General features: G+C 37.5%; 13 protein-coding genes. 10 read left to right on the top strand and 3 right to left on the bottom strand.

Annotation, left to right across the window (positions count from 1 at the left end; all coding sequences use genetic code 11):
* Positions 1 to 141: 141 nt before the first annotated feature.
* The 9 genes from ACOZIR_RS22120 to fabZ all read left to right on the top strand — a co-directional run bounded on the left by ACOZIR_RS22120 (position 142) and on the right by fabZ (position 8,424).
* The gene (locus tag ACOZIR_RS22120; RefSeq protein WP_013059796.1) at positions 142 to 882 is read left to right on the top strand and encodes a YwmB family TATA-box binding protein; all 741 of its coding nucleotides are present in this window, start codon (positions 142 to 144) and stop codon (positions 880 to 882) included.
* A 31-nt stretch (positions 883 to 913) separates the two neighbouring features.
* Complete coding sequence (gene murA, locus ACOZIR_RS22125) at positions 914 to 2,218, top strand: UDP-N-acetylglucosamine 1-carboxyvinyltransferase (RefSeq protein WP_028411990.1); 1,305 nt, start codon at positions 914 to 916, stop codon at positions 2,216 to 2,218.
* 161 nt (positions 2,219 to 2,379) lie between these two features.
* On the top strand, positions 2,380 to 3,402 hold the full coding sequence (gene spoIID / locus ACOZIR_RS22130) for a stage II sporulation protein D (RefSeq protein WP_045293781.1): 1,023 nt from the start codon (positions 2,380 to 2,382) through the stop codon (positions 3,400 to 3,402).
* A gap of 161 nt (positions 3,403 to 3,563) precedes the next feature.
* Positions 3,564 to 4,394: a M23 family metallopeptidase gene (locus tag ACOZIR_RS22135; protein ID WP_045293780.1), complete on the top strand. Its 831-nt coding sequence runs from the start codon at positions 3,564 to 3,566 to the stop codon at positions 4,392 to 4,394.
* 275 nt (positions 4,395 to 4,669) lie between these two features.
* Positions 4,670 to 4,933 carry a sporulation transcriptional regulator SpoIIID gene (gene spoIIID, locus ACOZIR_RS22140; protein ID WP_013059792.1) on the top strand — a complete coding sequence of 88 codons (264 nt, stop codon included), beginning with the start codon at positions 4,670 to 4,672 and terminating at the stop codon, positions 4,931 to 4,933.
* A gap of 187 nt (positions 4,934 to 5,120) precedes the next feature.
* On the top strand, positions 5,121 to 6,122 hold the full coding sequence (locus ACOZIR_RS22145; protein WP_045293779.1) for a rod shape-determining protein: 1,002 nt from the start codon (positions 5,121 to 5,123) through the stop codon (positions 6,120 to 6,122).
* Positions 6,123 to 6,236: 114 nt separating this feature from the next.
* The gene (locus ACOZIR_RS22150; RefSeq protein ID WP_045293778.1) at positions 6,237 to 7,061 is read left to right on the top strand and encodes a flagellar hook-basal body protein; all 825 of its coding nucleotides are present in this window, start codon (positions 6,237 to 6,239) and stop codon (positions 7,059 to 7,061) included.
* A 23-nt stretch (positions 7,062 to 7,084) separates the two neighbouring features.
* A complete protein-coding gene (locus ACOZIR_RS22155; RefSeq protein ID WP_045293777.1) occupies positions 7,085 to 7,906 on the top strand; it encodes a flagellar hook-basal body protein in 822 nt (273 codons plus the stop codon).
* An 83-nt stretch (positions 7,907 to 7,989) separates the two neighbouring features.
* On the top strand, positions 7,990 to 8,424 hold the full coding sequence (gene fabZ, locus ACOZIR_RS22160; protein WP_013059788.1) for a 3-hydroxyacyl-ACP dehydratase FabZ: 435 nt from the start codon (positions 7,990 to 7,992) through the stop codon (positions 8,422 to 8,424).
* A 28-nt stretch (positions 8,425 to 8,452) separates the two neighbouring features.
* Here fabZ and ACOZIR_RS22165 read toward each other — a convergent pair whose 3' ends face one another.
* Together ACOZIR_RS22165 and ACOZIR_RS22170 are read right to left on the bottom strand one after the other, a co-directional pair.
* Complete coding sequence (locus ACOZIR_RS22165) at positions 8,453 to 8,875, bottom strand: helix-turn-helix domain-containing protein (RefSeq protein ID WP_045293776.1); 423 nt, start codon at positions 8,873 to 8,875, stop codon at positions 8,453 to 8,455.
* A gap of 523 nt (positions 8,876 to 9,398) precedes the next feature.
* Positions 9,399 to 9,836, bottom strand: a complete 438-nt coding sequence (locus ACOZIR_RS22170; protein WP_045293775.1) for a YwpF-like family protein — start codon at positions 9,834 to 9,836, stop codon at positions 9,399 to 9,401.
* Between the two features lie 96 nt (positions 9,837 to 9,932).
* Here ACOZIR_RS22170 and ssb point away from each other — a divergent pair, with 96 nt between their 5' ends.
* A complete protein-coding gene (gene ssb / locus ACOZIR_RS22175; protein ID WP_028411997.1) occupies positions 9,933 to 10,295 on the top strand; it encodes a single-stranded DNA-binding protein in 363 nt (120 codons plus the stop codon).
* A 484-nt stretch (positions 10,296 to 10,779) separates the two neighbouring features.
* On the opposite strand, the gene ACOZIR_RS22180 is transcribed toward ssb, so the two are convergent.
* Positions 10,780 to 11,826, bottom strand: coding sequence for a LysM peptidoglycan-binding domain-containing protein (locus ACOZIR_RS22180; RefSeq protein ID WP_421535822.1), 1,047 nt, complete (start codon positions 11,824 to 11,826; stop codon positions 10,780 to 10,782).
* Positions 11,827 to 11,838 lie beyond the last annotated feature (12 nt).

An 11,838-nucleotide genomic window follows, 5' to 3' on the forward strand; every position in this document is an offset into this window, starting at 1 on the left:
TGATAAAATAGACGTCCATTCATTGAAGATATACGAATTTATACGCTAATGTATGTCGCTATGTCTAAATATGACGACCCTTTTCATGTATGCATCATCGCCTTCTGGAAAGACTGATGAGTACGGAGAGGGAGTGGCGAAATGTTTAAAAAAATTAGTGTCTTTTTGGCTATTTTCATTACTGGTTTATTCGTATATCATGGAAGTTATGTGAGCAATGCCCAAAACAATGAAACTACTATTGAGAAGATTGTTCACACCTTAAATAAGCAGCATGTTTCGTTAACGGAAGTATCGTTGTATGCAAGAGAAGAAGTAAAAGCTGTTACTGACCAAAAAACCTTTTATTCGCAAGCTAAAAGTATCAAAAGTAATTTTAGAGGTTTTAAATGGGAAGTGAAGAGGGAAAGAGACCTATGGAAAGCAATAGGTACACGCAAAAGTGAAGATGTGAACGAAGTCATTCTGTTAACTTATGCGATCGATGAACACAGCAATGCGTACATATCGTATCATGTAACGGGACAAGGTTTAAAAGAAAAAAATATGACCCATTTTCAAAATGTATTTCAGACAAATTATGAAAAAATTTTCCTATCAGAACCCATAATTTTCTCTTGTGCAACGGGGGAAATCAATGATAAGATGGAAAGTGTTTTGTCTGTTGAAATTCAAGACCTATTACGAGCTTTCAATGCTAAACCAGTGGAATCTCTAGTGGAAGAGTCATTTACCTCTGTTTCAGCATATACTGGACTGTGGAAAGAAGCTCTTCAAACGAAAAAGCAGGAAATGAACTTACAAATTGCATTACGCAAGACAAGAATGGGCGGTCAAACAACCATAGTTGTTGGCACACCTATCATTACGTCTGAATATTAATATAGAGAAAATGGACGCGGAGGGGAATACCTTGGAAAAAATCATCGTCCGCGGTGGAAATAGATTAAGCGGTACAGTTAAAGTTGAAGGAGCAAAAAACGCCGTTTTACCTATTATCACTGCAACCTTATTAGCTAGTGAAGGAAAAACAATTCTAAATGATGTACCAGCTCTCTCCGATGTATTTACGATTGGCGAAGTTTTAAGACATCTGAATGCAGAAGTAGATTTTGAAACAAATCGTGTAGTTGTAGATGCATCAAGAGAGTTAAAAACAGATGCACCTTTTGAATATGTAAGAAAAATGCGCGCTTCAGTACTTGTAATGGGTCCTTTATTAGCGCGTATGGGTGAGGCTCGTGTAGCTTTACCTGGTGGATGTGCGATTGGATCAAGACCGATTGATCAGCATCTTAAAGGCTTTGAAGCAATGGGTGCTAAGGTTCAAGTAGGAAATGGTTTTATTGATGCAAAAGTTGAAGGCCGATTAAAAGGTGCTAAAATTTATTTGGACTTCCCAAGTGTAGGTGCCACAGAAAATATTATGATGGCAGCAGCATTAGCGGAAGGCACTACAATTATGGAAAACGTAGCAAAAGAACCTGAGATTGTCGACTTAGCAAACTTCTTAAACGCAATGGGCGCTAAAGTTCGCGGTGCAGGAACTGGTACGATCCGTATTGAAGGTGTTAATAAATTATATGGTGCAGAACATGCAATTATTCCAGATCGCATCGAAGCTGGAACATTCATGGTAGCAGCAGCTATTACAGGTGGAAACGTACTTGTACGCGGTGCAGTAGCAGAGCACATCAGTTCACTTGTTGCTAAAATGGAAGAAATGGGTGTTGAAATTACTGAAGAAGGCGACGGCTTACGTGTTGTAGGACCTGAAAAGCTAAAATCAGTAGATATTAAAACAATGCCTCATCCAGGGTTCCCTACGGATATGCAATCTCAAATGATGGCATTATTATTAGCAGCAGAAGGCACAAGTATGATTACAGAAACAGTTTTTGAAAACCGCTTTATGCACGTAGAAGAGTTTCGCCGCATGAACGCTGATATTAAAATTGAAGGACGCTCTGTTATTATTAACGGACCTTCTCAACTACAAGGCGCTGAAGTAGCAGCAACAGATCTTCGTGCAGCAGCAGCGTTAACATTAGCAGGACTTGTAGCAGATGGCTATACGCGTGTAACGGAATTAAAACACCTTGATCGTGGTTATGTGAATTTCCACAATAAATTAGCCGCTTTAGGCGCTGATATTGAACGTGTAAATGACGAAACAAAGCAAGTAGAACAAACTCAACAGGCTTCAGACGTCAAGTAAATATGTCATAAAAAAGCATCTCGTAGCGAGATGCTTTTTTTGTCGTTGGACGACCCTTATGGCCGGTTTGCTGTCATAAAAGGTTGTCCATCTCCATACATATGGAATATAGGGATATAGGTTTTCCTTGTCAAAATAATAGATATGGAGGCTAGGCGTTCATGAAACAAGCAAAGCCAATCGTCGTACTAGGAGTCATCTTTTTTTTCGTTGTGTTACTCATCCCAACCCTTCTCGTTGTTCCTTTTACTGAAAAGACAGATGGAAAGCTACATGAAAATGTCAAACAGACCCCAAAAAACGAAAAACTACAAAAAGTGACAGCGTCTCCTCTTGACGTCAATGTTTATCGTACGGAAACGAAAAAAGTAGAAAAACTGCCGCTCGAAGACTATCTTGTCGGGGTAGTAGCAGCTGAAATGCCTGCTACTTTTGAACTTGAAGCACTTAAGGCTCAAAGTTTGGCAGCCAGAACCTATATTGTGCAAACTATGATGAATGGAAATAGTCATCTTCCCCAAGGAGCGGATGTGACTGATACCGTAGAGTACCAAGTATATTTAAATAAAGATGAGCTAAGAAGCAGATGGAACAAAGACTATGATTGGAAAATCAAAAAAATTCAAGAAGCAGTGAAGGACACCCAAGGTCAAATTCTTACGTATAAAAATAAGCCAATTAATGCTACGTTCTTTTCTACCAGCAATGGTTACACTGAAAATTCAGAAGCGTATTGGAAGAATTCTATTCCTTATCTAAAAAGTGTAGCTAGTCCATGGGATAAAAAGTCTCCTGAATTTACAAATCAGAAAGTAATGTCTGTTGCTAGCTTTGAACAGAGGCTTGGAGTGAAATTAACAAACAGTGGATCAGTAGGTGAAATCGTCTCTAGAACGCCCGGGCAGCGCGTAGATTACGTAAAGATAAACGGTAAAGAACTGTCGGGAAAAGATGTTCGGGAAAAATTGGGTTTATCGTCAGCCGACTTTCATTGGACAAAAAAAGGTAATGATATTGTCATCAACACAAAAGGATATGGGCATGGTATTGGGATGAGTCAGTACGGAGCAAATGGTATGGCACTAGAAGGAAAAACGTATAAAGATATTGTTACTCATTATTATACAGGTGTTGCGATTACCCCTAACGATCAGTTTGTTGCACAATTGACAGCTAAACGCTAATTTAAAGACCCTTATAGCAGGGTCTTTTTTTATGTTTTTCACTTTTTTTAAATAAAATGTATATTTTAGATTCATCTGTTGAAAAATAATCGAAAAAATTTTTTATCGCTGTGTATATATTCATTCAATTGTGTTCAGACTGATTGCTGAGGTGATGATATATGAGAGAGGAAGAAAAGAAACGTACTTCTCCAAAATCGAAAGTTCAAAAATTAGTTAGAAAGCGTTGGGTGTTCCCGGCTATCTATTTAGCGAGTGCAGCAATTATTCTTACAGCAGTCCTTTGGTTTCAAGCTAATGGAAATGATATTAGCAAAGAAGACAAAAGCGGCTATAGCCAAGACGGTACGGCTTATCGAGACGAAGCTGTAGAGGTAAATGCCTCGCTTGAAAATTTAAAAATGCCAGTTGCTAGTGAAGCATCAGCTATCGTGAAAAAGCCTTTCTACGACGATCAAGCATCTGAAAAACAACAAGAAGAAGCACTAGTTTTCTACAACAATACGTATCATCCAAACACAGGTGTTGACTTAGCTGTTAAGGGAGATAAATCATTTGATGTTGTAGCAGCAGCTAGCGGTACAGTAACAAAAGCAACAAAAGATCCTTTACTAGGTTATGTAGTAGAAATTGATCACAAAGATGGTTTAGTAACACAGTATCAATCTCTTGAGAAAGCCGATGTAGAAGTAGGAGATATTGTTAAACAAGGCCAAACGATCGCAAAAGCTGGAAAAAGCTTATATAATCAAGAAGCAAAAACACATGTGCACTTTGAAGTTCGTAAAGATGGTGTAGCAATTAATCCAAGCAGTTATTTTGGAAAATCTGTTAGTTCTATCAAAGAAGTCAAAGCAGCTGAAGTGACAGAACCAAAAGACGATTCTTCTTCTGAAGAATCAAAGGATAGCGAAAAATCATCTGATGAAAAGACTAAAGAAGATAAAGATTCAAAACAACCTTCAACAGATACGTCTAAACCAAATGCATAAGGCAAGGCTATAAATACGAAAAGAAGCTGGATAAAACCGAGCTTCTTTTTTTATGAATTTTTCTAAAATGAGATGCATTATGTTAAAAAAGTAAATAAAAAACACTAAATTTTCAAAAAAATATAAGAAATCACTTGTCCTTACTGACTTTTCTAGCATATATCTGCACACAAGCTAATAAACTGTTACAAACCTATAAAGAGAATGTTAGAAAAGGGATAATATATACATTCCCTTGGATACTTCTCATATCCAATTTGGGGAGGGCGAGTAGTGTGCACGATTACATCAAAGAGAGAACTATCAAGATTGGAAAGTATATTGTAGAAACAAAGAAAACAGTTCGTGTAATTGCGAAAGAATTTGGCGTTTCGAAAAGTACTGTCCATAAAGATTTAACAGAGCGTCTACCAGAAATAAATCCTGAATTAGCAAATGAAGTAAAAGAAATTCTTGATTACCATAAATCTATTCGGCATTTGCGTGGAGGAGAAGCAACAAAATTAAAGTACAAAAAGGAAGAAGAAACTGTAAAGTAAAAGAATGCCCAATATTGCCTTTTTTATAGAGGTAGTATAGGGCATTTTATTTTTTTGGATAAAATAGGTATATAATAAATATTTTTGCTAATAACAACATACATATACAAATTGTGATAAAATAGTAAATTAGGAAAAAAGAATGGTTATCATGCAAAGATATGTAAATAGAAGGAGGATTTAAGGTATGTTAGCAAAAGACATTGGTATCGATTTAGGTACAGCTAACGTCTTAATTCACGTTAAAGGCAAAGGAATTGTGTTAAATGAACCGTCTGTTGTGGCGATTGATAAAAATACAAATAGAGTGCTAGCAGTAGGAGAAGAAGCGAGACGTATGGTAGGAAGAACGCCCGGTAATATTATTGCCATTCGTCCCTTAAAAGATGGTGTTATTGCTGACTTCGAAATTACAGAGTCTATGCTCAAACACTTTATTAACAAATTAAATGTAAAAGGTTTTTTATCCAAGCCTCGCATTCTAATTTGTTGTCCAACGAATATTACCTCTGTTGAACAAAAAGCAATTCGCGAAGCCGCTGAAAAGAGCGGTGGAAAAACCATTTATTTGGAAGAAGAACCAAAAGTCGCGGCTATTGGCGCTGGAATGGATATCTTTCAGCCGAGCGGAAACATGGTCGTAGATATTGGTGGAGGTACAACTGATGTGGCTGTCCTTTCAATGGGCGATATCGTAACAGCAGCCTCTATTAAGATGGCTGGTGATCGTTTTGATGCCGAAATTTTGCAGTATATTAAGCAAAAATACAAGCTCTTAATTGGAGAGCGTACAGCAGAAGAAATTAAAGTGAAAATTGGTACGGTGTTTCCTAAAGCTCGTAATGAAGAATTGGACATTCGAGGGCGAGACATGGTTTCAGGCCTACCTCGTACGGTTACTGTTTATTCTGAAGAAGTAGAGGAGGCACTTAGAGAGTCTGTCAGCGTCATTGTACAAGCTTCGAAAAGTGTATTAGAGCGTACACCTCCCGAACTTTCTGCCGATATTATAGACAGAGGCGTTATTTTAACTGGGGGTGGAGCACTGCTTCACGGTATGGATCAGCTGTTAGCGGAAGAATTAAAGGTGCCTGTGCTAATTGCAGAAAATCCAATGGGTTGTGTAGCTGTTGGAACAGGTATTATGCTCGATAATATTGATAAACTATCTCGTCGCAATATTGTTTAAATAAATGAAGACTCCTCTATTGGCTCGTTTCATACAGAGGAGTCTCTTCTTTTATCTATTATACTCTGTCAGCCGGCTATAATGAACAACGTTTACTTGTAAGGAGGATGAAGTATGTTTAAAGGGTTTTACACGGCAGCAGCGGGTATGCTGTCTCAGCAGCGTCAAACTGACTTATTAACGAATAACATAGCGAATGCTAATACGCCAGGATTTAAAGCAGATCAAGGTACGTTAAAGGCATTTCCTGAGATGTTACTGCAGCGAATGGAATCTGAAGATTTACCCACTGACCGTAACATCTCTGTTCAGAACAAAAAGGACATAGGTACGATTAATACGGGTGTGTATATGCAAGAAACAGTTCCAAATTTTACACAAGGTGATCTTCAGCAAACGTCTCAATCAACTGATATTGCATTGATGGAGCAACATATGCCTACAAAAGAGGGCGGACTATTTTTTGTGGTAAAAAGCCCTAATAATACGCCTCAATATACAAGAAACAGTAATTTTACATTAGATCAAGAAGGGTTTTTAACTACGTCTACCGGAGCTTATGTATTAAATACAAATAATCAGCCAATTCAACTGAAAAGTGAAAATTTTATAGTAGATTCACAAGGTAACGTAACGGAAAATAATCAGCAGGTTGCACAAATCGGTATTGCTTATGCTAGTGATTTACAAACGATTAAAAAGGCAGGGAATGGATTGTATGAAACGTTGAACAATCAGCCATTGTCTTCAGTAAGGAATAATCCAGGAATTTCTTATCAGTTAAAGCAAGGATTTGTTGAACGTTCCAATGTAGATGCTGCTCAAAGTATGACTGATTTACTAACGGCTTACAGAGCTTTTGAAGCAAACCAAAAAATAATGCAAGCTTACGATAGAAGCATGGATAAAGCGGCAAATGAAATTGGACGCGTGCGCTAAAAGCAACAGGGGAGATGAGTAGAATGAACCGTACAATGATAACAGCCGCCAATACGATGGGACAGCTGCAGCAGCAGCTTGATGTCATTAGTCATAATCTATCTAATACAAATACGACAGGATATAAATCGAGAGATACTTCATTTAATGATATGCTGTATCAACAAGTAAACAATCAAGAAGATAAGGGAACAGAAAAGCGGCTTACACCAGCCGGAATTCGGCAAGGCACAGGCGCTTATTTAGACCAAACGAGCTTGAATATGACGCAAGGTGCTTTTGAGAATACAGATAAACTATTAGATGTAGCTGCATCGAATCCAAACGTTTATTTTCAAGTTGCCGTAAACGATTCCCAACAGCCTGTACAATATACGCGAGATGGTTCATTTCACCTTAGCCCTGAAGGCCCGAACAATGTTAAATTAGTAAACGGGTCTGAACAGGATGTGCTGGGTGAAAATGGCCAAGCTATTATTTTTAGTAACGCGTTCAAAGATATACAAATTGATGGAAGTGGAACGATAACGGTTACTACGAACACGGGTGTTGAACAATTTACCCTTGGGTTAACAAATGTTCAAAAGCCGCAGATGCTAGAAGCTAAAGGAGAAAATTTATTTGCCTTTTCAGCAGGGATGAACCAACCGAATATGTTTACAGATTTGATTGGAAAAGCTCGTGACACAGCAGGCGTAGAGCAAGGGAAATTGGAACAGTCAAATGTAGATTTGAGCAAGGAACTCACTGATATGTCCATTGCTCAACGTGCGTATCAGTTTAATTCCCGCTCTATTTCAATTGCAGACCAAATGATGGGCTTGGTGAATGGAATCAGAGCTTAAGCAAGTAGTTGCTTCTCAATTGAGCATTCTGTATATTGATAATAGTATCGTATGTTACATGCGGTTTGAAAGGAGACTTATTTATGCTTGATATTGAACAAATTAAAGAAATTATTCCACACCGATATCCATTTTTATTGGTCGATCGTATTTTAGAAGTGGAAGAGGGAAAAAAAGCAGTTGGTTTAAAAAACGTATCTGCCAATGAAGAATTTTTTAACGGGCATTTCCCTGACTATCCTGTGATGCCAGGGGTTTTAATTGTAGAAGCTTTGGCTCAGGTAGGAGCAGTAGCTATGCTGAAAAAAGAAGAAAACCAAGGACGTTTAGCATTTTTTGCAGGCATTGACAACTGCCGTTTTAAAAAGCAAGTAAGACCTGGTGATCAACTGCGTTTAGAGGTGGAAATTGTACGTGCGCGTGGATCTATTGGCAAAGGAAAAGGTATCGCAACTGTAGATGGAGAGTTAGTCTGCGAAACAGATATTATGTTCGCTTTAGGCGATAAAAAAGAATAGTACATAAGAGCTGCTGATGCAGCTTTTTTTATTGGCGCTGCAAAGCAGAAAAAAGTTTCTTTAATAAAGGTATAATATCCGTTAGCAACTCTTTTTGAAGAGCTGGTGACAGAGATGAAAATTGTAAGAGCAAATTTTTCAATGAGGGCTGTTTATCTATGAGTTTTAAAATTGCGTCGTCGCGTGAATCAGATTCACGTTTTCTTGTTAAGTAAAGAAGTTGGAAATCATGTAAATGATCTTGTTTGTAAGAGGAAGGCTCAATAAGTTGGTCTAGCGTAACTTGAAAACAACTACATAAAGATAGAAAGTCAAAAATGGAAGGTGTTTGCTTCGAACATTCCCATTTCGAAATAGTTGTACGCGAAACATTTAATTGGCTTGCTAATTCTTCTTGTGAAAACCCTCTTTTTAGTCTGAAATGCTTAATTCTTTCTCCAAAACCCTTCATATGCATCACCTAATTTCGTAAAGATAAGTATATGTCTTATTGTTCGAATCTAGTTCATATTCTTTCTAATATGCCAAAATCGCACAATATGAAACATATACACTTTATCTTCTGCAATAAAGGGAATAAAACCTGTTTTTATCTCTTTTTTTCTCTAAAAAGATTCATTTTTCTGTATGAATATAAAAAAAAGAACAAAAATAGAGATTTTTATAGTAAAAAAATCCTATTTTTTGTTCGGTATATTGAAAAAAATGGTTGAATAACGGGGAAAAATGCATTAATATACGAATTACAAAGAAAAAAGGAGTGAAAAAATGACAAATTTTTATTTGAAAAGGCAAGGCGCTCGCATAAGAGATAATCGCTTCAAACGTTCTAGTTGTGCTCATTTATTTTTAGGAAAAAAAGAAAGGTACCTCTCCAGTGAGTTCTCTTTTCTTTACCCTTCTCATGGACCAACGAAAAAGGCCGCAAACAATAATCCTCTTTTTTAAATCCAGACACCTTGAGATGAATTGACTTATTTTTTAGATGTACTTTTTACCGGTCTGTTTCGAAGCTGCAGTTTGAACTGTTGAAGTAAATCTTGACCTGATAACCCTTGGTTAATTAAATCCTCTAAGAGCATTTCAGCATAATGAAGTCTCCGTTCTTTTAAAACACCTTTCATCAACAAACTAATACGATTTTCACCAATTGAAGTAATAGAAGCCACGGTAGCCATAAAGGTAGCCGGATCATTTGTTTCTTTCGTAATTTTGGCTTCTACCGTCACTTTTTGTTTATTTTTCAACAAAACATGAAATTCATCGTACCATTTCTTATCAATAACTGCTTCTAAAATCCAGTTATTTTCGCCGTCTTCTTTATTAATAATAAGGCCGTTGGTTAGTGAGACAGACTGACGCTTTTCTTGATCATCAACCAATTGAAATGACACAAGTTTAAATGTTTTCATTGATGTTTCCTCCTTTGCGTAAATAGTAGGTTATCCATATTATAACATGAATGAGCTTAAAGATTCCCATTATTCAATCAGTTGGAGTGGTAGACTATGATTAACCATATTGTTCTTGTAGGAAGACTGACAAAAAAACCGGAGCTTCGATATACCCATGAAGGGATTGCAGTATCTACTATTACTTTAGCAATTAATCGAACGTTTCGAAATGTTGAAGGTGAATATGATGCTGATTTTGTCAACATTACTCTGTGGAGAAAAAATGCAGAAAATACAGCTGCTTACTGTGATAAAGGAGCGGTTGTAGGTGTGGTAGGGCGTGTACAAACGCGCACATTTGAAAATAATCTTCAGCAACGAGTATATATGACCGACGTTGTGGCTGATGCGGTTAAATTTTTAAGTGGAAAGCCATCCGATTCGTCTTCATTTGGTTCAAATCAACAAGAAGAATAAAGTTATCTAGTATGAAAGGGGGTGGTTAGTTCAGCTAAGGTTTTAATTCCCCTTATCTATCGTAATGGAAGATAGATCCTCTTTAAGAGCAAGGCTCTTTCTATGTTCTCAAGAGAGAAAATTAAAGTATTCACTATCCCCGAACGATTCCTCTATTTCAGCCGTTAAATCATTTAACGGTTTTTTTGCTGTATATAAGAGGTTGAGGCATAACTGAATCAATGCAATCTAAAGACAAACAACCGGGATAAATAAGCTGGTATGGATGACTTGTTACACCGCTGTTGATTTCCGTGCAAGTCTTTGCTTTCCGCGAGTGGCCGATGAGCCTTACCCTCCACTCAGCAGCTAGAAGCACCTACATATATGAAACCTGCGTCCACCCTACCATTGAAAAGATCCGAACGAGTTTGATTTTCCACCAAGAATCAAACTCGTTCGGGTCTTCCTTCAACTAACATACTTTTGTCTCAGCTTCTATCAGTTATTTAGCAAATCTTTTTGCACCTAAGTAGCGTTTGCTCCAGTAGCTGTTATCTAAGCTTGCAATGGTTACACCTGTAGAAGATCCAGCATGAATAAATTGGCGATTACCAAGGTAAATGCCCATATGTGTAGGACCGCTAGAATATGTATTAAAAAACACTAAGTCTCCAGGCTGTGGATTACTTACGGGTGTTGATACACTCCAATAACCAGCCGTCGTATAGCGCGTTGTAGAAATTTGTTGTTTCGTTACGTAATAAATGAATCCGCTGCAGTCAAAACCAGAAGGAGTTGTGCCACCCCATTTGTAAGGAACACCTATATAACGTTTTGCATCTGAAATCATTTGAGATACATTTAATGTTCCAGTAGAAGTTGAAGGTGTAGATGTACTTGGTTTTGTTGTCGACGTAGTTGTTTGGCTGCTTTTTGATACCTTTAATTGTTGATTTACATAAATCGTATTAGACGTTAATCCGTTTATTTGTTTTAATTCGCTGACGCTCATGCGGAATGCCGAAGCTATTTTAGACAGGCTATCTCCACGCTGAACTTTGTAAGTTCCGTTTGCATCCTTAGAAGGAGTTTCTGCTGGTTTACTCGTAGTTGGAGTCGATGCGCTGGTGCTTCCATTTACTTTTAACGTTTGGTTAATATAAATGATGTTGGAAGAAAGAGCGTTCAAACGTTTTAATTCTTCTACGCTCATATTAAAACGAGTAGCCACTTTCCAAAGGGTATCGCCGCTTTGAACTTTATAGGTTGAACCAGTAGCAGGAGCTGAAGGCTTTTCTTCCTTATTAGATGGTTGAGAGGTTGAAGCAGAAGGAATCGATAACGTTTGTCCTATACGAATTGTATTTGAAGATAACTTATTTACGCTTTTTAAAGCTTCTACCGTTGTATGATATTTGGTAGATAATGACCAAAGTGTATCTCCAGCTTTCACTTGAACAGTTGAAGCAGATGCTTCAGCTGAAGCTTGATATAAGAATGTTCCGCCAACAATGGCCCCTAGAGATAAAGCGAGCTGCCTTTTTTTCATTAATAAATCCCC

It is taken from the genome of Priestia sp. D3YE.R1 (assembly GCF_049199565.1).
GTDB classification, from domain to species: Bacteria; Bacillota; Bacilli; order Bacillales; family Bacillaceae_H; genus Priestia; species Priestia aryabhattai.

What these genes read in the sequence shown, in the direction of transcription:
- ACOZIR_RS22120 (WP_013059796.1), top strand. Translation starts at nt 142, where the DNA reads ATGTTTAAAAAAATTAGTGTCTTTTTGGCTATTTTCATTACTGGTTTA.
- spoIID (WP_045293781.1), top strand. Translation starts at nt 2,380, where the DNA reads ATGAAACAAGCAAAGCCAATCGTCGTACTAGGAGTCATCTTTTTTTTC.
- ACOZIR_RS22135 (WP_045293780.1), top strand. Translation starts at nt 3,564, where the DNA reads ATGAGAGAGGAAGAAAAGAAACGTACTTCTCCAAAATCGAAAGTTCAA.
- ACOZIR_RS22145 (WP_045293779.1), top strand. Translation starts at nt 5,121, where the DNA reads ATGTTAGCAAAAGACATTGGTATCGATTTAGGTACAGCTAACGTCTTA.
- ACOZIR_RS22150 (WP_045293778.1), top strand. Translation starts at nt 6,237, where the DNA reads ATGTTTAAAGGGTTTTACACGGCAGCAGCGGGTATGCTGTCTCAGCAG.
- ACOZIR_RS22155 (WP_045293777.1), top strand. Translation starts at nt 7,085, where the DNA reads ATGAACCGTACAATGATAACAGCCGCCAATACGATGGGACAGCTGCAG.
- fabZ (WP_013059788.1), top strand. Translation starts at nt 7,990, where the DNA reads ATGCTTGATATTGAACAAATTAAAGAAATTATTCCACACCGATATCCA.
- ACOZIR_RS22165 (WP_045293776.1), bottom strand. Translation starts at nt 8,875, where the DNA reads ATGAAGGGTTTTGGAGAAAGAATTAAGCATTTCAGACTAAAAAGAGGG.
- ACOZIR_RS22170 (WP_045293775.1), bottom strand. Translation starts at nt 9,836, where the DNA reads ATGAAAACATTTAAACTTGTGTCATTTCAATTGGTTGATGATCAAGAA.
- ssb (WP_028411997.1), top strand. Translation starts at nt 9,933, where the DNA reads ATGATTAACCATATTGTTCTTGTAGGAAGACTGACAAAAAAACCGGAG.
- ACOZIR_RS22180 (WP_421535822.1), bottom strand. Translation starts at nt 11,826, where the DNA reads ATGAAAAAAAGGCAGCTCGCTTTATCTCTAGGGGCCATTGTTGGCGGA.